Origin of the sequence: Microbacterium mangrovi (genome assembly GCF_000802305.1) — a bacterium.
Classification (GTDB): domain Bacteria; phylum Actinomycetota; class Actinomycetes; order Actinomycetales; family Microbacteriaceae; genus Microbacterium; species Microbacterium mangrovi.
This window is the reverse complement of the sequence record NZ_JTDK01000011.1, coordinates 153,777-172,815: the sequence shown is the minus strand read 5'-3', so window position 1 is coordinate 172,815 and position 19,039 is coordinate 153,777. Positions and strand designations below refer to the sequence as shown.

Annotated in this window: 20 protein-coding genes; 2 read left to right on the top strand and 18 right to left on the bottom strand. The window is 70.9% G+C overall.

Annotation, left to right across the window (positions count from 1 at the left end; all coding sequences use genetic code 11):
- Window positions 1–57 precede the first annotated feature (57 nt).
- Window positions 58–507 carry a recombinase family protein gene (locus LK09_RS13190; RefSeq protein WP_052226748.1) on the top strand — a complete coding sequence of 150 codons (450 nt, stop codon included), beginning with the start codon at window positions 58–60 and terminating at the stop codon, window positions 505–507.
- Window positions 508–520: 13 nt separating this feature from the next.
- On the opposite strand, the gene LK09_RS13185 is transcribed toward LK09_RS13190, so the two are convergent.
- From LK09_RS13185 to LK09_RS20805, 18 genes are all read right to left on the bottom strand, one after another.
- Complete coding sequence (locus LK09_RS13185) at window positions 521–4,510, bottom strand: type VII secretion protein EccC (RefSeq protein ID WP_039400145.1); 3,990 nt, start codon at window positions 4,508–4,510, stop codon at window positions 521–523.
- Entirely contained in the window at window positions 4,507–5,913 is a 1,407-nt protein-coding gene (locus LK09_RS13180; RefSeq protein ID WP_039400142.1) for an FHA domain-containing protein, read from the bottom strand. The genes LK09_RS13185 and LK09_RS13180 overlap by 4 nt, the downstream gene beginning before the upstream one ends.
- Window positions 5,910–7,106, bottom strand: coding sequence for a hypothetical protein (locus LK09_RS13175; RefSeq protein ID WP_039400139.1), 1,197 nt, complete (start codon window positions 7,104–7,106; stop codon window positions 5,910–5,912). Before LK09_RS13175 ends, LK09_RS13180 begins: the two co-directional genes overlap by 4 nt.
- A gap of 25 nt (window positions 7,107–7,131) precedes the next feature.
- Window positions 7,132–7,497 (bottom strand): hypothetical protein, encoded by a 366-nt coding sequence (locus LK09_RS13170; RefSeq protein ID WP_197061054.1) that lies wholly within the window; start codon window positions 7,495–7,497, stop codon window positions 7,132–7,134.
- A gap of 194 nt (window positions 7,498–7,691) precedes the next feature.
- On the bottom strand, window positions 7,692–8,513 hold the full coding sequence (locus LK09_RS13165) for a hypothetical protein (RefSeq protein ID WP_156138803.1): 822 nt from the start codon (window positions 8,511–8,513) through the stop codon (window positions 7,692–7,694).
- Between the two features lie 50 nt (window positions 8,514–8,563).
- Window positions 8,564–8,842 (bottom strand): hypothetical protein, encoded by a 279-nt coding sequence (locus LK09_RS13160; protein ID WP_039400130.1) that lies wholly within the window; start codon window positions 8,840–8,842, stop codon window positions 8,564–8,566.
- Window positions 8,843–9,078: 236 nt separating this feature from the next.
- The gene (locus LK09_RS13155; RefSeq protein ID WP_039400127.1) at window positions 9,079–9,531 is read right to left on the bottom strand and encodes a hypothetical protein; all 453 of its coding nucleotides are present in this window, start codon (window positions 9,529–9,531) and stop codon (window positions 9,079–9,081) included.
- Window positions 9,528–9,926, bottom strand: a complete 399-nt coding sequence (locus LK09_RS13150; protein WP_156138801.1) for a hypothetical protein — start codon at window positions 9,924–9,926, stop codon at window positions 9,528–9,530. Before LK09_RS13150 ends, LK09_RS13155 begins: the two co-directional genes overlap by 4 nt.
- Before the next feature lie 48 nt (window positions 9,927–9,974).
- Window positions 9,975–11,516 carry a hypothetical protein gene (locus LK09_RS20815; RefSeq protein ID WP_156138799.1) on the bottom strand — a complete coding sequence of 514 codons (1,542 nt, stop codon included), beginning with the start codon at window positions 11,514–11,516 and terminating at the stop codon, window positions 9,975–9,977.
- A 26-nt stretch (window positions 11,517–11,542) separates the two neighbouring features.
- Window positions 11,543–11,860 carry a hypothetical protein gene (locus LK09_RS13140; RefSeq protein ID WP_039400123.1) on the bottom strand — a complete coding sequence of 106 codons (318 nt, stop codon included), beginning with the start codon at window positions 11,858–11,860 and terminating at the stop codon, window positions 11,543–11,545.
- Window positions 11,857–13,152 (bottom strand): hypothetical protein, encoded by a 1,296-nt coding sequence (locus tag LK09_RS13135; protein ID WP_039400120.1) that lies wholly within the window; start codon window positions 13,150–13,152, stop codon window positions 11,857–11,859. The genes LK09_RS13140 and LK09_RS13135 overlap by 4 nt, the downstream gene beginning before the upstream one ends.
- Window positions 13,149–14,384 carry a S8 family serine peptidase gene (locus tag LK09_RS13130; RefSeq protein ID WP_197061053.1) on the bottom strand — a complete coding sequence of 412 codons (1,236 nt, stop codon included), beginning with the start codon at window positions 14,382–14,384 and terminating at the stop codon, window positions 13,149–13,151. Before LK09_RS13130 ends, LK09_RS13135 begins: the two co-directional genes overlap by 4 nt.
- The gene (locus LK09_RS13125; protein WP_039400115.1) at window positions 14,381–14,812 is read right to left on the bottom strand and encodes a hypothetical protein; all 432 of its coding nucleotides are present in this window, start codon (window positions 14,810–14,812) and stop codon (window positions 14,381–14,383) included. Before LK09_RS13125 ends, LK09_RS13130 begins: the two co-directional genes overlap by 4 nt.
- 33 nt (window positions 14,813–14,845) lie before the next feature.
- Window positions 14,846–15,136, bottom strand: a complete 291-nt coding sequence (locus LK09_RS13120) for a WXG100 family type VII secretion target (protein WP_052226746.1) — start codon at window positions 15,134–15,136, stop codon at window positions 14,846–14,848.
- 33 nt (window positions 15,137–15,169) lie between these two features.
- Window positions 15,170–15,484 carry a WXG100 family type VII secretion target gene (locus LK09_RS13115; RefSeq protein ID WP_039400111.1) on the bottom strand — a complete coding sequence of 105 codons (315 nt, stop codon included), beginning with the start codon at window positions 15,482–15,484 and terminating at the stop codon, window positions 15,170–15,172.
- 177 nt (window positions 15,485–15,661) lie between these two features.
- The gene (locus LK09_RS13110) at window positions 15,662–15,985 is read right to left on the bottom strand and encodes a hypothetical protein (RefSeq protein WP_156138797.1); all 324 of its coding nucleotides are present in this window, start codon (window positions 15,983–15,985) and stop codon (window positions 15,662–15,664) included.
- A gap of 41 nt (window positions 15,986–16,026) precedes the next feature.
- Entirely contained in the window at window positions 16,027–17,154 is a 1,128-nt protein-coding gene (locus tag LK09_RS20810) for a hypothetical protein (protein ID WP_052226745.1), read from the bottom strand.
- Window positions 17,155–17,180: 26 nt separating this feature from the next.
- Complete coding sequence (locus LK09_RS20805; RefSeq protein WP_052226744.1) at window positions 17,181–17,582, bottom strand: YbaB/EbfC family nucleoid-associated protein; 402 nt, start codon at window positions 17,580–17,582, stop codon at window positions 17,181–17,183.
- 122 nt (window positions 17,583–17,704) lie between these two features.
- Between LK09_RS20805 and eccD the strand changes: the two genes are divergently transcribed.
- Complete coding sequence (gene eccD / locus LK09_RS13095; protein ID WP_231563037.1) at window positions 17,705–19,033, top strand: type VII secretion integral membrane protein EccD; 1,329 nt, start codon at window positions 17,705–17,707, stop codon at window positions 19,031–19,033.
- Window positions 19,034–19,039 lie beyond the last annotated feature (6 nt).

The following is a 19,039-nucleotide window of genomic DNA, read 5'->3' as shown; positions in this document are numbered from 1 at the left end:
GGAAATCGAGACGGATCCGGTGATACGGGAGGGGCCGAAGACTGCGAGAATGGTCGGATGACCGACCAGGATGCCGTGGCCCACGCTGCCGCCGAATGCCCCGAGTGCTTCGTCGAGCTGCAGCGCGACCGTCACTGGTGGCTGGCGCGACCGGCGGGCGCGCGGCTGGTGGGCATCGTCGTGGCCCGCGACGACATGCCGCCCATCAAGATGCAGCGCGACGACCTCGCCGCCTTCGGCGTTCCGATCGAGGGGTTCCGGCATCCGGCCCCGGAGACGCTCGAGACCTGGGAGCAGCGCCTCGTGCGCCTGTTCGGCACCCTGGCCCGCGGCGACGTCGTGGTGGTGGCATCCGTGCACGCCCTGGGCCGGGATCGCGACGAAGAGACCCGCACGCTGTCGGCCCTGCGCGGCCGCGGCATCGTGGTGAAGGTCCTCGACCACGGCGAGCGGCACCTCTCCGACGCCGCTCAGAGCGCGACGCACGGCGCCGGGGCCTCCGCGTAACGGGGCGGCGCGCTCAGCCCTCGCTGGGCGGACTGAACGCGAGCTGCGCGGCGACGAGCCCGCTCTCGCGGCTGACGATCTGCGCCCGGCCGGGAGCGGACGGCACCGGCTTGACCCGGCCGATCAGCGCGCCCTCCTCGGGGTTGCCGCCGAGCAGGATGCCGGTGACCCCCAGGTCGGTGAAGCGCTGGATGATCGGGTCGTACGCTGCCCGGCTGGCGCCCCCGGCGCGCCGGGTGAGGATGACGTGGAGCCCGAGGTCGGATGCCTGCGCGAGCAGCGGCTGCAGCACCGCCACCGGATTGCCCTGGCTGGTGGCGACGAGGTCGTAGTCGTCGACGAGCACGAATCCTTCCGCCCCCTTCCACCAGCTGCGCTGCCGGAGCTGCGCGGGCGTGACGTCGGGCCCGGGGATGCGGCCGCCGAAGAAGGCGGCGAGCTCCGTGAGGCCGCCGGTCGCCTGCTCGTGCCCGCTCAGGTACGCCCCCAGGTAGTCCTGCGCGATGTCGCCGAGCAGCGCCCGGCGGTAGTCGACGACGAAGATCTTGGCGGCATCCGGCGGGTAGAGCCGCGTGATCTCGCGCACGACGCCGCGCAGGAACGACGACTTGCCGGTGCCCGCGTCGCCGTACAGGTAGAGGTGCGGCTCCTGGCGCAGGTCGACGCCGAACGCGCCGAGGTGCGCCTCCTCGATGCCGAGCAGCAGGCGCGGCGACTCGGGGGCGAGCGCACGCACCTCGTCGAGGGTGATGAGCCCGGGCAGCAGGCGCAGCTCGGGTCCGGCGGGACCCGGCCAGGCGGCGGCGACGCGCGCGGTCAGGTCGTCCACCGCGTCGGCCAGGGTCGCGGGATCGCCCGATCCGTCGATGCGCGGAAGCGCCGTGAGCATCTGCAGCCGCCGCGCACTGAGCCCGCGCCCGGGCGCGCCGATCGGGACGTTCGCGGCCTGCTTGCGATCGATCTCGGAGTCGGACGGGTCGCCGAGCCGGAGCTCGAGCCGCGTCTGGATGAGGTCCTTGAGGTTGGCGCGGATCTCCAGCCACCGGTTCGCGGTGATGATCACGTGGACGCCGAAGCTGAGCCCGCGCGCGGCGATCGCCTGGATGCGGTTCTCCAGCGCTTCGTATTCGGTGCGCAGCGTCGCCCACCCGTCGACGACCAGGAACACGTCGCCGTAGCCGTCGTCCGCCGCGCTCTGCGCCCGACGGGCGCGGTACGTGTCGATCGAGTCGATGCCGTGCCGGCGGAAGTACTGCTCGCGGGCGTCGATGACCGCCTCGACCTGCGCGACGGTGCGGCGCACGGCCTCGTCGTCGGTGCGCATCGCGACGCCGGCGACGTGCGGATGCCGCTGCAGGCCGGCGAAGGTTCCGCCGCCGAAGTCGAGCACGAAGAACTGCTGTTCCAGCGGCGTTCCCACCAGCGCCAGCGCCGCAACCAGGGTGCGGGCGAGCGTCGACTTGCCGCTGAGCGGGCCGCCGACGATCGCGACGTGCCCGGCGGCGCCGCCCAGCGAGACGGTCAGGTGCTCGCGCCGCTGCTCCAGCGGCACGTCCACGATGCCGATCGGCACGGTGAGGGCGCCCGCCGCTCGCCAGCCGGGCGAGGTGAGACCCAGCCGCGGGTCGACGACGAGGTCGGGCATGAGCTGATCCAGGGAGGCGGCATCCCGCAGCGGCGGCAGCCACACCGGGTGGGCGGCGGGCCCGCGACCCGCCATCCGCTCGACGGCGATCTCGAACGTCGAGCGTCGGTCCTTCGGCTCCGGCGCCGGTGCGGCGGCGCGTGCCGGTGCGATGGTCTCGGGAGACCGCTGGGCGGCCGCCGTGAACAGGGCGACGTCCGCGGCATCCTCCGCCTCCGCGCCGGCGGCCGAGGCCGTCGCCCGTGCCCTCGGCGGACCGGACACGTACGCCGCGCGGAACTGCACCAGGTTCTCGGTGTCGGCCTTGAGGAACCCGACGCCGGGCTCCTGCGGCAGCGTGTACGCGTCGGGCACGCCGAGCACGGTGCGGGACTCCGCGGCCGAGAAGGTGCGGAGTCCGATCCGATACGACAGATAGGTGTCGAGCCCGCGCAGCTTGCCCTCTTCCAGCCGCTGGGATGCCAGCAGCAGATGCACCTGGAGGGACCGGCCCACGCGGCCGATGTTCACGAAGCTCTCCACAAACTCGGGCTTGGCGGCGAGCAGCTCGGAGAACTCGTCCGCGACGATCAGCAGCGCCGGGAGCGGTTCGAGGTCGGGGCGGCCGTTCCTGCGCGCCTTCTCGTAGTCGGACACGTTCGCGAAGTTCCCCGCGGCGCGCAGCAGCTCCTGCCGCCGCACGATCTCGCCCTGCAGGGCATCCTGGAAGCGGTCGACGAGGGCGAGTTCGCTGCCGAGATTGGTGATGACGGCCGACACGTGCGGCATCCCCGCCATCCCGGCGAACGTCGCGCCGCCCTTGAAGTCGACGAGCACGAAGTTGAGCTGCTCGGGCGAGTGGGTCAGCGCCAGGGCGAGGACGAGCGTGCGCAGCACCTCGGACTTGCCCGAGCCCGTCGCACCGATGAGCACGCCGTGCGGACCCGAGCCCAGCTGCGCGGCCTCCTTGAGATCGAGCACGAGCGGGGCGCCGGTGGTGTCCTGCCCGATCGGCACCCGGAGCCGGTCCCGTTCGAGGCGTCCGCTCCACGCCCGGTCGAAATCGATGTCGCGCACGTCGGGAAGACCGAGGAGGTCGACGAGTTCTCGCTGCCCGGAGGCGGCATCCCCGCGGTCTCCGACGCTGCCGGTGTGCAGCGGGAGGAGGCGCCGGGCGGTCGCCTCGGCCTCGACGATCGAGACGGCGTCGGGGGTGATCGTCTCGCTCGCCCGGCCGAGCTGCACGAGCTCGGCCGTCGCGGGAGCGGAGGCCACGAGTCCGGATGCCGCGGCACGGTCGCCGAGCGCGATGCGCAGCGTCGAGGGCCCGTCGAGTTCGCCCCAGCGCTCGGGGAGCTCGAGCACAGTGACGCCCTGCATCCCCTCGCCGCCGACGATCGGGTCGCCGAACGGCAGCCGCACCCCGTCGACGACGATGAGCACGTGGGGCGACTGCCGCGGGGCGCCGCGCCCGAACCGCGGGCGCTCCCGCAGGTCGGCGGGCAGCATGTCCTCGAGGTCGGCGAGCGACGATCCGATCATCCGCGCCGGACCGAGCCGGTCGGAGGCGACGGTCGACTGCACGTGCGGCAGCCACTTCGCCCATTCCCACTGCGGCAGCTGCGCGGCACCGGCGAGCACGACGATCTGCAGGTCGTCGGGGCGCTGCAGAGTGGCCGCGCCGACGACGATCGCCCGGGCGAGGGAGCGCACGGCATCCTCGTCCGCCCCGGTGACCTCGATGCGCCCGTGGTCGGACAGCACGACCGACGCGGGAAGATCGGGCTGGGTCTCGTGAGTGAGCATGAACCGATGCGCGGCGGATGCCGCAACCGGGTCGAGCTGGGCGAGCGGCGGCAGCTCGGGGGCCTCGAGCGCGATGCACAGCGCCTGGTCGCTCGTGCCCACCCGCACCCGCAGGAAGTCGGGGTCGTCGGAGCCCCGCTCCCAGACCCGGGTGCGGTCCTCCGCGAGGAACGGGAGCGTGGACGGGGCCGGGTTGATCCAGTTGCCGTGCCGGCGCTGCTGGCGCGCGGCGGTGCGCACCGTCTCGCGCAGCTCACCGAGGTAGGCAAGGTACTCGCGCCGGTTGCCGAGCACCTGCGCCGTGCGCTGGGACCGCTGCCGCCAGCCGTTGACGGCGACGAAGCCGAGCGACGAGAGGAGGAACATCCCGCCCGTGATCCAGCCGGTGGGGCCGGCGTTGGTGACGGTGATCATCACGATCGCCCCGATGCTGCCGATGAGGGGCAGGAGGGAGGTCAGGATGCCGCCCGAGCCGTCGCTGGGCACCAGCTCCGGAGGCGGCTGCACGGTGACCTTGCCGGCGGGAAGGCGCGGCGGGGCGAGCCGGGGGCCGGTCGGCGGCGTGGGACTCATGCGCCGGACCCGATCAGCCGGCTGACGGTGAACACGCGGTCTCCGATGCGCACCCGCATCCCTTCTTCGACCCGCGTCGCGACCCGGGCGGGGATGGCGATGGCGCGGCCGGACTCGTCGAGCAGATCCGTGCCGTTCGTCGAGCCGAGGTCGGTGACCCAGACGCCGGTGGCCCGGTGCTCCAGCCGGGCGTGATTCTTCGAGACCGTCGAGTCGGCGACCGTGACGACGAGATCGGTGTCGGACGCCGGCTTGCGGCCGAGCACGACGGATACCCCGGCCGGCACCTGGGCGCGCTCCCCCGTGTCGAGGATGAGCAGCAGGGCGCCGTCGTCAGCCGGCTCGGTCGGGACCGGATCGGAGGGGACGTTTGGGACGGATGCGATCGGCGGCCGCGTCTCCCGGCGCAGCTGCCCGCGGGTCATGGGGGCGGCCGGTGCCGGCGGGGCGGGCGAAGGGGGCGGGGCAGAGACGCGCACAGGGGCGGGGGTGGATGCCGGCGACGAGGCGGATACTAGGGGCTTCTGCACGGGCGGCTCTACCGTGGGCTGCCGCACCGGTGCCGGGTGCACCGCGGGCTGCCGCACGACCGGCTCCGGCACCGCGGGCTGGACGGGAGGCGGGGGCGTCCACCGGCCGGAGGCCAGCTCGGCGACACGTGACGGCGCCCGCTGCACGACCGGCGGGGCGATCGCAACCGATACCGGCCGCGCGGCCCCGCGCGCGGGGACGGCGACCACCACGGTCCCGGCCGCACGGTCGGACCACGCCCGGCGCTTGGGCGAGGCATCCCACGCTGAGGATGCCTCGACGATCCAGGCACCGACGAAGAACACGAGGGCGCCGGCGGTGGTGATCACCGTACGCACGAATGCGCGGCCCAGGCCCGGCGAGTACGGGGCATCCGCCCGGGCCACGCGGATGCGCAGCAGGGCCGTGCCGAGACCGAGGCCGGTGCGCGCCTGGGCGACCCAGAGCCCGATCCACAGTTCCGCCAGGACGACGGCCGCGAGCACGAACGAGCCCGTCGCCACTCCGACGATGCCGACCACGATGAGCACGGCCACGATGTCGATCGTGAGGGCGAGCAGGCGCCGCCCGGTCGTGGCGGGCTTCCCGGCGAAGGCGTCGCCGAAGACGGATGCCGCGGGTTCCGTCGCGAGCGGCATCCCGTTCCCGGGGCCCGGCAGCGGCGGCCTGCCGGGACCGCCGAGTGCGTGCGGATCTGCGGGCATCGGCGCACCCGAGCCGGCGAACCCTGGAACGGCCGCACCCGCGTGCGCCACGACGGGGGCATCCTGCGGGGCTCCGCAGTACAGGCAGCGCACGGTGCCGGCGGCGAGGCGCTGGCCGCAGCGCACGCAGAGCACGAATCCGGCGCCGGAGTTCGGTGTCGGGCTCATCCTGCCATCATCCCACGCAGCATTCCGAGCACATCGGCGGCCAGCAGGCCGGCGGGCAGCACGAGCACCACCGCCAGCCACTCGACGACGTCGGCGAACCGCGACCAGGCCAGCGACGTCGTCCCGCGGCCGACCGGAACGACCGCCACGGCGACGCAGACCCCCGCGACGAGCAGCACCGCGGCTCCTGCGAGCAGCAATACGCCGCCGAGCGAAGCCACCACGGCGAACACCGACACGGCGAGCACCACCGCGGCAGCCGCCCGCGGCGACCAGCGCAACCAGCCGGTGGATGCCCGGCGCGCGCCGAGCGCGAGGGCCAGGATGCTGCCGCACGCGAGCGCGATCCGGCCGGCCGTCACGAACGGATCGTTCGATGCGACGCCCGGAAGCGCGATCGGGGCGGCGATCGCCGCGAGGGCGCTCAGCAGCACGGTGCCCGCGAGCAGCCGTCCGGCCGAGGCATCCGCGATCTCGTGGGCGCGGGTGGCACTGATCGTGCCGACCTCGGGCGGTTCCGCCTGGCGCACCCCCCAGCGGGTTGTCTGGAATCGGGCGTAGTCGATGAACATGCCGTCGGGAACGTCCAGCAGCAGCGCCGGAAGCGCCCGCAGCACGACCGGAACGGCTCCGAGTGTGATCGCGGCGGCGGCGCTGGGCGGCATCCCGAGCAGCAACGCGCCTCCCCAGACGACGGCGGCTCCGATCAGGATGACGGATGCCGCGCCGAGCTCGGCGCGCCGCGTGCGCGACGCCAGCCCGAGGGCACCGGTGACGACGGCCGCGACCGCGAAGGCGATGAAGAAGGCGAGCTCCGCCGTGGCGGCCGGCCAGGTCTGCACGGTCGACACCGCGCCGACGACCGCAAGCACGCCGACGGCCGCCAGCATCCATCCGGCGAACGAGACCGGCCGCGCCGCGCTCATGGTGCGAGGCACCGGCCGGGCGATCGGCGTCTCGGCGAGGTCGACGAGGGCGAGCACGCTTCCGTCCGGCACGGTGTCGACGAGGGCGGATGCCTCCACCTCGCGTCCGCGGGCATCCACCAGCACGTGGCGCGCATCGCCGAGGCGGATGCCGACGCTCGCGGCCGCGTCGCCGACGGTCACGGCCGCAGGCAGGGAGAGTTCGTAGCGGGCGGCGCCGTCGACGATCGCGACGCGACGCCGCTCCCGCACTTCAGCCCCCGCCATGGCCTCCATCCTCCCATGCGCTCGATCAGCGCCCCCGGCCCGCCAGCGGGCGAGACTCCGCCTTCAGCTCCACGCCCTCAGGATCGATCCAGCGCCCCCAGCCGTTGTAACGGTCGCCCTCCCATTCAGGATTCTTCGCCGCCGTCGCCGAGACCACGGTCGACACGAAGAGCTTGCCGTCCCGTATGTTCGCGACCCAGCACCACTCGTCATCCACCCACGCGTACCACGTCCACCCGACGGCATCCGTCACCTCAGAACGCGGAATCGAGATGACACCGGGCGACGCCGGCCAGTCACGCAGCACCGTCACCCCTGGCGGGGCATCCTCAGCACGAAGCGACACCGAGTCGACCGGCACACCGAAGGCACCCGCCTCCATCGTCCCCAACAGCGGCACCTCAACCCCGCCGATCACCGCAAACCGTCCCCGCGGGTGCAGCCCCTCGCCAATCGCCATCTCGCGTTACCTCTCGACCATGCTTCAGGCCCTCACCGCGCAGGCCTACCCGATCAACCCCCAGCCGTCTCCATCCGACGGATGCGAGACTCGCCGTCATCGTTCATCGCGAGGTACACGCCCGTTCAGGCGACGGGCAGCTCGCTCGTCGTCCCGGACACCTCGGTGAGCTCCGCCTGCGGGACGAGGTGCCAGAACACTCCGGGCTCGAGCGCCACCGCTCCCGCGTCTGCCGCGGTCTGCGCGTCGCAATGCAGCAGCACCGCCGCCTGCTCCTGGTTCGACTGCAGCATGGTGCAGCGGATCGCGCCGCGCCACACAGAAGTGAACGACACCTCGAAGATGCGGGAGCACTCCGCGGCCTCCACGACCCGGCGGAACACGTTCGGGCGGGTCTGCTCGAATCCGTCGGGCGCGGTCTCGGCCAACGTGACGATCTCCAGGTGCCCGGGGTCGGTCCAGGATGCCGCATACTCGGCGCCGTGCCACTGCGCGCGCGGACCCGGGATCATGGTCGGCGGCACGAATACACCCGTGCCCCGCCATCCGAACGCCGGGCCGGCGTAGGCAGAGATGAGTTCCTGCTTGCCGTCGGCGTGGATGCGCCAGAGCTCCGAGTCCCGCGGCACCGTCGTCGGGGCGACATCCCACACCGGCACCACGCCCGCCCCGGGACCCCGCAGGAATCCGAGGTCGTACCCGGCGACGGAGGTCGCATCCCCCGCCTGCGGCACCGAAAGCCGGGTGAGCGGGGTGTTCTCGAACCGCAGTACGTCGACCGATTCGACCCCCGCGGCATCCAGCCCGTACGCCGATAGCACCTCGACCGGCGTGCGCCATCCGATCGCGTCCGCGATCCGCACCACCGGGCCCGCCAGCAGCGACGACCCCTGCCGCAGGTACGCAGCCGTCGTCGCGGGGAACAGAAGCTTCTGCAGAGCTGTCACACCGACCATCCTTCGTTGTTCGTCACCATGCTCGTGTCCATCCAGTCCGCTCAGGATCGGGATGCCCGACCGCGGACCACCGGGTGAGACTCCGCCTTCAACTCCACGCCCTCAGGATCGACCCAGCGATCCCACCCGTTGCAGTAGTCGCCTTCCCAGTCGGGATCCTTAGCCGCCGTCGCGGACGAGCCGGTTGCGACAAGCAGCTTGCCGTCGCGGATGTTCCCTACCCAGCACCACTCGTCGTCGACCCACGCGTACCAGTTCCACGACACCAGATCGGTGAACTCCGACAGTGGAATCCGGACATAGTCGGGACCAGGAGGCATGGATCCGTCGAGCCCCGGCCGCGACCCGCCGACAGGAGCGTTCTCGCGACGAACCGATGCCCAATCAACGGCTACGTCGAATGTCCCAGCCTTACCCGTCGAGGCGATGGGGGTCTCGCGCCCCGCCAACCACCCGTGCATTCCACGGGGGTGTAAGCCGTCACCGATCGCCGAATCCGTCATCGTTTCACTCGGTCCAGCGTGGTGCGCTTCGTCTCGTGCCGCACTCGCCGTCATCAGCCCCCGCCACCCGCGAGCGGGCGAGACTCCGCCTTCAGCTCCACGCCCGCAGGGTCGATCCACCGATCCCAGCCGTTGTAGCGGTCGCCCTCCCACGCAGGATCCTTCGCCGCCGTCAGCGACGATCCCGTCGCAACCAGCAGCTTCCCGTCACGAATATTCGCCACCCAGCACCACTCGTCATCCACCCACGCGTACCACGTCCACCCGACGGCATCCGTGACTTCCGAGCGCGGAATGGAGATCACACCGGGTGTCTCGGGGCCGCTAAACGGCAACACGGTGACGCCCGGCGGCGCATCCTCAACCCGAAGCGACACTGACTCGACCGGCACTCCGAACGAACCGGCGCTCATCATCCCCAATAGAGGCACCTCGACACCCTGGCTCACACCGAAAAGCCCACGCGGGTGCAGCCCCTCACCAATCGTCAGCTGCTGGGGCGTCATGAACTCCCACCGCCCGCAAGAGGGCGAGACTCCGCCTTCAACTCCACTCCTTCGGGATCGATCCACCGCCCCCAGCCGTTGTAACGGTCGCCCTCCCATTCAGGATTCTTCGCCGCCGTCGCCGAGACCACGGTCGACACGAAGAGCTTGCCGTCCCGTATGTTCGCGACCCAGCACCAATCCTCGTCGACCCACGCGTACCAGTTCCATTCGACCGCATCTGCGACCTCGGACCGCGGAATGGAGATGATCCCCGGCGCCGACGGCCCAAAGTCCGGTAGCACCGTCACCCCGGGTGGGGCATCCTCAGCACGAAGGGAAACCGAGTCGACCGGCACGCCGAACACCCCTGCTCTCATGGTGCCCACCAGAGGCACCTCGACGCCGTTGATCACACCAAAAGGGCCGCGGGGATGGAGCCCGTCACCAATCACAACGCTGCCTCACCTTCCGACACCGACCCAGCCGGTTTGCTCTCTGAATACGCCGAGCAAGCGGTACGTGCCGGTCTCAGTCACTTCCCACATCTCAGCGCCGTCGCTGACTTTCACGCCCGACACGTGAAACTCCGGCACGACATTCCCGTCAGGATGCGGGATGCCCGAACTCGTGAAGCCGTTGCCCGTGAAAGGGGCTGGGCTCTCATAGCCCGACGGGTGGCCTCCGATCGTTTCGTTGAACGGCACGTCGACATTCCCGGCCCTTCCCTGATATCGAAGCATCTGCACCGGGCTCATCCCCGAGCCGTCGAACGGCGAGTTGGCGTAGTCGAGCCGCAGCCCGGTGTAGACGTCCTTCGGGTCGGCGAAGTGCGTGACATCCTGCAAGCGGGTGACGAAGCCCTGCAGGCTGTCCACTGGGTACGTGTAGCTGCCGGCGATGCGGTCGACGCTCTCACCCGGCGGGATCACCTTCTGGAAGACCGTGGAGTCATCCCACCCGATCTTCTCGCGCATGTCCTTGAGGAACGCGATGTCGTCCGGCGCCAGGGAATCGGTGGGACGGTGGATGAGATCCACCAGATCATCCATCGAAGGTCCCGTGCCGTGCAGCGCGTCGGTGAGTTCGTCCCGGGCGGTCGTCCAGTGCTCGATCTGCTCCGGCGACCACCGCGTCGTGTAGGAGCTGCCGTCGGCGAGCGTGTACTCGCGGCCGCGGCGCGGGGCCAGCTTACGTCCGCCCATGAGCTCGTCGAGGTTGAGCAGTCCCTGGTCACCGGCGACGGTGCGGCGCACTGCCGGGGCGGTCTTGCGCAGCGCGTTCTCGAACAGGGCGCCCGCCTTCGCGATCAGCCCGTGCAGGTCACCCAGCAGCCCGGCGAGCTTCTTGCACGCGGTCAGCAGTTCGGTGAGCTTGGTGCCGATCTTCGCCACCCACGACGCCACCCGGGTACTGACCTGCTCGATGATCCACGGCGTCGCCAAGCCGAGCGAGAAGACAGCCTCCGCGGCCCACGAGATCGCCGACCCCACCAGTTGCGACAACACATCCCGCACCAGGTCGTGCACCAACTGCACCACCTGCGACGCCACCCGCAGGCCGGTCGCCATCGCACCCGCCCAGGATGCCGCACCCGCCAGATGGGCGGCGGCATCCGCCTGGAAACGGCGATACGCATCGATCGCCTCACCCGCCAGAGAATCCAGGTCCGTCACGCGGCGGGTCAGCTCCGCACCCGACGCCTGCAACTGGGTCTGGATGTTCGTCCACGTGGCCGCGAACGCCTCCACCTCCCCCGCGTTGCCGGTCAGGTCATCGAACCAGCCCTTGATCGGTTCCAGATGATCGATCAACCAGCCAAGGCCCGACGCGATCAAAGACCCCAACGGGTCCGACACCGCCGCGACCGTGTCCACCCCGACCGCGAACGCCGACAAACCACCCGCCAGCCAATCCCCCGACTCGATCGCATGAACCAGCTGCGCACCATCATCCAGCAAACCCGTGCCCGACAACGGAGTCGCAGTATCCACCGCCGACGCCACCAAAGGATTCCCCGACATGTTCGACCTCAGTCCAGCGGCGACTCGAGCTGCGCGATCGACTGCAGCAGATCCGTCTCGAACCGGGTCATGTCGTTCGACACCCCGCGCAGCTCCGACGCGCTGCGGCGCACCATGCCCTCCGCCGAGCCGATCGCCGAGCCGGCGATCGTCGCCACCACGGTCGCCGGTGTCACGAGGAACCCGCACAGCACACCGAACGCGCCGCCGCCCATGTTCGTGGAACGGGTGGCATCCCGCGCCACGGCGATGTCGGCGGCGACCCGCTCCACCTGAGACGCCTGGGTCAGCATCAGATCGTGGTCGATCGCGATGTGGTCGCTCACAGCTCGCTCATCTCGTCACGCCCGCCGGCACCGGCGGCCTCGGACCGCGGCCCGATCTCGGCATCCTCTTCGAGCTGCGGCGCCATCGGTCCGCCGAGGCCGCGCCCGCGGTTGCGCGAGCGCGAGCCGTGCTCGCCGCCGCGGGATCCCGCGCCCATCGCACCGGAGCCCGCGCCCGGGCGTCCTCCGGCCGCAGCCGAGTTGTTCGCGTTCGCCGCGCCGCCGGCCTCCGCGCGTCCGAGCAGGCCACCGCCGCGAGCCGCGGCCGGTCCGTTCGGGCCGACCGTCGAGGAGCCCATTCCGGATGCCGCTCCCGGCCCGCCCAGCCCGGCGGCGCCGAATCCTCGCGCCCCGCCGAAGCCGCCGGCCGCGGCCATCCTGCCCCCGCCGAGGAGGGCAGCGGACCCGCCACCCGCGATCAGCGCGCTGGAGGGATGACCGAGCAGCCCACCCGAACCCGAGCCCGGCCCAAGGACAGACGATCCGCCCGGACCGAGGGTCGTGGAGCCGGAAGCCGTGGGACCGTCGACGTTCAGCGATCCCCCCGGCGGCACGACCACCGGGTGCAGCGAGTCAGACGACGACCCCGTGTCACCGTGGTGGACGTCGCCCGGGCGCGGGATCGGCGCGAGCCCCGTGCCGACGGACAAGCCGGCCGGCACTGCGTGCGTCGTCAGCGGGTCGTCGTTCCATCCCGGATAGCTGCGGTAGCTCGGGCCCGGACCCTCCGATCCGGAACCGGGCGCCGTCGACTGCGTCACCGGACTCGTCGTCCTGTCGTGGGCCCCCGGGAGCATCGGAATCGCGATGCGGTCGAAGCTGTCGCTGGCGTTTCGCACGGCGGTCTGCGCGTGGCTCTCGCGCTGGTTGCCGAGGAACCAGTTGATGGCTCCGACCGCACCGTCACCGGCGATCACCGAGAACCCGGGGAACAGGATCGTCGCCCCGGCAGCAGCGGCGCGCACCAGGGTCTCATCTCCCGAAGACAGCGAGCCTCCGGGAAGCCTGCTCAGATCCCGCGCGGCCTGAGATCGCACCGCGTTCGCCTTCTCGGCGGCATCCTGAATCTGCTTCGCCACCTGGGACACCATCGCCGCGTGCTTGGCGACGGCGTCGAAGGCCGCGGTTGCGGCGAGTCCCGACTCACCCGTGATCCCGGGGTCGGCGGCGGCCTTCTGCAACACGGGCGTGAGCGCTTCGAGGGAGCTGTGCAGCTCCGCGGCGCTCGGGACGTCGAAGTCGGAGCCTCCCGTGGCGATGTTCTGCAACCGCTTCTCCCACTGCCCGGTCATGTGTGCTCCTCGTCGTTCGTGCGGCGCGAGCGCCGGACCAGGATGATCGTGAGCACGAGGAGCGCGACGATCACCACGAGCAGTCCGACTCCGCCGACCACGAACGGTGTCGCGCTCACCGAAACGGCGACCGCGCCTGTGGCGGCGGACGCAGACGGCTTCGGCGATGCCTCGACCGCAGCCACCTGTGCTGCGGTCGGCTTTCCGGAGGCCTTGTTCATCAGCGGGTTGGTGTCGGCGTACTTCGTGGGATCGACGGCGAGCAGGTGCCGCAGCGAGGCGGCGCCATAGCCGATCCCGTTGGTCTGGACCGTCAGCTCATGCGTCGTCGTCCCGGTGTTGCGGATCAGCGACTGGATCAGCTGATTCGCGGTGGCATCCGGATACTTCTGCCACGTGTCCGCCAGCATCCCGGCCACCAGCGGCGTCGCGAGGGAGGAACCCGTGATGGACTGCCGCTGCGTCCAGTTGACCGACGGGAAGCCGACCCCGGCGGCCACGACGGTCACCTCCGGCCAGACATCCTGCTTGCTCGGGTCGTCCGCATCCCTCTGCAGCAAACCCTTGTCGTCGAGCGCATTGACCGTCACGACGCCGTTGAGAACCATCGGGTACGGCGTGGCGGCTTCGGCTCCCGTGGTGCTGTTCGGCTGTGCCGCGACGACGATGACCCCGTGGCCGATGGCATCGGCGACCGCCTGGATCGAGCCGGGGTTCATCGACGGGAGGGACACCGACAGCGAGATGATGTCCGCACCATCGGCGATGGCGCGCTCGATGCCTTCTGCGATGCCGACCTGCGTCCCCGGTCGTGCGTCTTGCGCGCACGTGGGAAACCCGAGCCCATAGAACGTCACCGAGGCGTCGGGCGCGATCCCGCGGACCGATCCCTGCCCCCGGCCGTTTCCGACCAGCAGAGCCGTGATATCGGACCCGTGGAGCGTGTCGTGGTCGGCCACGGTGGACTCGACCGTGCCGTCCTCGCACAGCGGGTCGTGGTCGACGGTGAGGCGGGCGTCGCTGAACACCGGCAGCTTGGAGTTGATCTGCAGATCGATCACCGCGATCTTCACGCCCTTGCCGGTCCAGCCTGCGTCATGCGCTTGGGCGACGCCGTACCGGTCGTACCACCAGTTGCTCGCCTGCTCGGATGCGGATGCCGACGTGCCGGCGCCGAGCAGCGGCACAGCCAGGAGGGCCAGCGCCACGGCGGCGCCGACGACGCGCCTCACCACTGCCCGCCGTCGCTCGCGCCCTGCGCCGGAGTGGCGGCGGGACCGGCCGCACCGGGAGCCGACACCGTCGCGGCATCCTGCACCCGGCGCACGTCGGCATCCGTCGTCGACTCAGCGGTCTGACCGACCAGCTCGGTGTGCTGCCTCACCCAGTCCGCCGACTTGCCGTCGGTCTCCTGCATCGCCGTGACGACGTGCTGCAGCGCGTCCACGTTCTGCTTCACGTCGACACGGACGACGTCGGCATGGTCGGCAAGCAGGTCCGCCGCCGCCTGCAGCCGTTTCAGGAACGACGCGGTGGCGTGCTCGCTGTCATCGCCCACGACCTGGCTGACCTGCGCTCGGCCGGGCACCAGGTCGACCTGGGTCTGCGCGGCACGCTGCGCCGCCGCGGCGGTGTCACCGTCGAGGGAGAGGATCAGCATGGAGAGCCCGAGGATGCGAGACGCGGACGCGCGTCAGAGAGTGAAACGGCCGGCCGAGGACTTGTCGCTGGACACGTACCCGTGCGACATCTCCTCGGTCTTCTGCGAGATCTGCTCCAGCAGAGTGTTCAGCGCGGTGAGCGACTGGGTCCACTTGCGCTGGGCGTCGTCGTACGCGGCCTGCGCGGCACCGTTCCACGACCCGCGAAGCTTCGTGACCTCGCCCTCGAGCTGCTCGAGCTGCGACTTGATCCCGTTGGAACCCGTGCGGATCTGCCCGGCCAGCGCGACGACCTGCTCCGGCTTGACTGACATCGACTGCATGATCGAAACCTTTCCTGCGTCCTGACCCCGGGGTCAGGCGCCCATCATCGACGAAAGACCGGAGATGGTCTGCTGGTGCGTCTGCTCGGTCGCGTTCTGGTCACGATCGGTGCCGGTGAGGGCGTCCTCGAGCGTAATGAGCACGTCGTTGAGCTTGCGCGTCTCTTCGTCCCAGCGGTTCATGAGCACCGTGTACGCACCGGCGGCCTCACCCGTCCAGTACCCGCGCACCTGCTCGATCTCACCGCGCACGAACTTCACCTGCTGGTCGATGCCGGCCTTCGCCTGCCCGACCGCCTGTGCTCCGCGGCGCAGCGCACCCTCTTCGGCAGAGATCACATCAGCCACAAGAACCTCCAAGTCGTCGTTGTGGGGTCGGCGACGGTTGCACCCGGCACCGCCTCCGAGGCTAACAACCCGCCCCGGCAGGAATCAAACATGCCCCGGATCGGCCGAATTCTTGTCCTCCTTTCGGGGGACAAGACCTGAACGTTCAGTGCACGTCGCTCGGAAAGCGAGGGACGATCAGCTGTGCGCCTCACGACGGAGCACCTCGCGGGCCAGCGCGTCACCCGCATCTGTATTGGAGAGCCATACGACGGCCCCGGGTGGTGGGATCGCATCGCCCCAGCCCGCTGTCCACTCGCGCTCGATTCGCGACGCCGACTCATCGCTGCCAGTCCCCCACGGATGGAACCCGTCGGCATTGATGTCGCCGGCGACCATGAGACCGCCCCGGAGGACGTCATCGATCAGCTCGAGTGCATGCCTCCGCAGTTCCGCTGTGTCGGTCATGCCGGACGTGCGGACGGATTGGACCACCCAGCTGAGGTCTGCCCAGTCGTCCAAACCGCCCACGAGAAGGTCTTCTCTCGGTGTTCGACGCGTTGTCATGAGTGATCCACGTGAATTCGGTAACGGGTGCCGTCAGGCAACTTGATGTCGATCGATGGGCCGCCACTCTTCGAATACTCTCTGAGCCCGATCTGCGTGCCGTCGTCGCACTCCACAACGGTACCCCGGAAGCCTTGCCAGAAACCGGGACGACTGCCGATCGAGAGTTCTTCGAAAACGCGCCGAACCGCGGCGTCGTCTGGAACGACTCGGACAAAGTTCTGTCTCCCCGTGGGAAGCTGAGTCAGCAAGTCGACGATGTTGATCGCGCGGTCTGGGGGGACCTGCGGCCGCACGTCATCCATCGTTCGCCCAGACCTCATCAGCTCGTCGAGGTTGAGTTCGCCTTGATCACCGGCGACGGTGCGGCGCAGCGCCGGGGCCGTCTTGCGCAGCGCGTTCTCGAACAGGGCCCCCGCCTTCGAGATCAGCCCGTGCAGCTCCCCCAGCAGCCCGGCGAGCTTCTTGCACGCGGTCAGCAGCTCGGTCAGCTTGGTGCCGATCTTCGCCACCCACGACGCCACCCGGGTACTGACCTGCTCGATGATCCACGGCGTCGCCAAGCCGAGCGAGAAGACAGCCTCCGCGGCCCACGAGATCGCCGACCCCACCAGTTGCGACAACACATCCCGCACCAGGTCGTGCACCAACTGCACCACCTGCGACGCCACCCGCAGACCGGTCGCCATCGCACCCGCCCAGGATGCCGCACCCGCCAGGTGCGCGGCGGCATCCGCCTGGAAACGGCGATACGCATCGATCGCCTCACCCGCCAGAGAATCCAGGTCCGTCACGCGGCGGGTCAGCTCCGCACCCGACGCCTGCAACTGGGTCTGGATGTTCGTCCACGTGGCCGCGAACGCCTCCACCTCACCCGCGTTGCCGGTCAGGTCATCGAACCAGCCCTTGATCGGTTCCAGATGATCGATCAACCAGCCAAGGCCCGACGCGATCAGCGAGCCGAGCGGGTCCGACACCGCCGCGACCGTGTCCACCCCGACCGCGAACGCCGACAAACCACCCGCCAGCCAATCCCCCGACTCGATCGCATGAACCAGCTGCGCACCATCATCCAGCAAACCCGTGCCCGACAACGGAGTCGCAGTATCCACCGCCGACGCCACCAAAGGATTCCCCGACACGGCGGACCTCAGTGCAGGTCGTTCGCCTCCGAGGGCGGGGTGCGGTCGAGTTCCGTGCGCAGCCGGTCGACCACCGGGGACTCCTCGCCGAACGCGTCGGCGGCGAGGGCCAGCGCCTTCTCTCCGGCGGCACGCTGCGCGCGGTTCGCGGTCTCGACGATCAGCTGCCCGAGGTCGCGCGCCGGCAGGTCGAGGGCGCGGTCGGTGAGGTCGACGGCGGCGAGGCGGCCGGCGGCATCCACCGTGACTGTCAGTTCGCGCTTCGGCGAGGATGCCGTGCCGCGGATCGCCTCGACGTCGGCGCGCATCGCGCTCGCCTTCTCGGCGCGGCGCTGGGCGTCGTCGATCTGCTGCTGCACCTTCGCGATCGCGAGGTCGGCGTCGAATTCTGCGGAGGTGAAGTCGGACATGCCCCCGATGCTAACCCGGTCGGTCGGGCGGCTCCCGGCCTGTCCACAGGGTGATTCGGCCCTCCGGTTAGACTCGGAGGCACCGAGCAACCGACCGGGGGGACGCTGCAGTGAGCCACGCCGTGAGCGCTTCACGCGCGCTGCTGCGGATCACCGTGCAGAGCGAGGGTCGCCGCCTCGACGTCGGAGTGCCCGCCCAGGTGCCGCTCATCGAGCTCATGCCCGGCTTCGCGCGCAGCCTCGGCATCCTCGATCCGTCGCTTGCTCACGGCGGGTACGCGCTGCAGCGGCCGGACGGTTCCACGCTGGATGCCTCCCGTGGCGCGGCCGAGCAGGGCGTCGAGCCGGGTGAGCTGCTGACCCTCGCGCGCGGCGGCCTGCTCGCCCAGCCGCGGGTGTACGACGACATCGTCGAAGCGGTGATCGACGCGACCGCGGAGCAGCACCGGCCGTGGACCCCGCAGGACAACGCGCGCACCGCGCTCGCGGTCAGCCTCACGCTGCTCGGCCTCTGTGCTCTGCTGCTGCTCGCCGCCGGCCCCGCTCTGACGGTCGGCGCACTCATCGCCGCCGGCGGCAGCATCGCGCTGCTCGTCGTCGCGGCGGTGGTCGGACGCCTCGGCCAGAGCGAAGCCGGACAAGGACTCGGGCTCGCGGCATCCGCCTTCGCCGCCGTCGCCGGCTACCTCGCCGTCCCGGCCGCCCAGCCGCTCTGGGGGTGGCCGCTCGCGGCCGCGGGCCTCGGCGCGCTGCTCGTCGGCGCGGCCGCGTTCGGCGTCGTGGCGGGGCATCCGGCGAGCACGCTCACCCCGATCACCGCGGGCGCCGTCGTCGCCGTGACCGCCACGATCGCCGCGCTCTTCCCCGGCGGCGCGGTCGCCACTTACGCGATCATGGTCGCCGTCGTCGCCACCCTGGGCAATGGGTTGCCGTGGCTGGCGCTGAGTTCGACCCGCATGCGGGTGATCTCCGCACAGAGCGACGCCGAGGTCTTCGCCGATCCGGTGCCGATCGACACCGAGGACGTGCGGCGGCGCACCGCACGCGGCCACCGCGTCATGATCGCGCTGCGCGTGGCACTCGGGCTGGCGGTCCTCACCGCGACGCCGCTGGTGGCCGCCGCGAACCCGGCGGGTGCGGCGCTGTGTGCCCTGGCCTTCCTGGGCATGATGTTCCCGTCGCGTCAGGCGTATGCCCGCAGCACCGTGATCGCCCTCATGACGCTCGGCACGGTCGGCCTCGCCGTCACCGGCATCACGGTGTCGATCGCCCAGCCGGCGCTGCGACCGGTGATGCTGGTCGCGCTGCTCATCGCCGCCGCCGTCGTGATCACGGTGACGCTCCTCTCTCCGCGGGTGCGCACGCGTCTCGGCCGCCTGGCCGACACGGCGGAGGTCGTGATCCTCGCCGTGCTGCTGCCTCTCGGCGTCATCGCCGCCGGTTGGGCGTGACCGCCG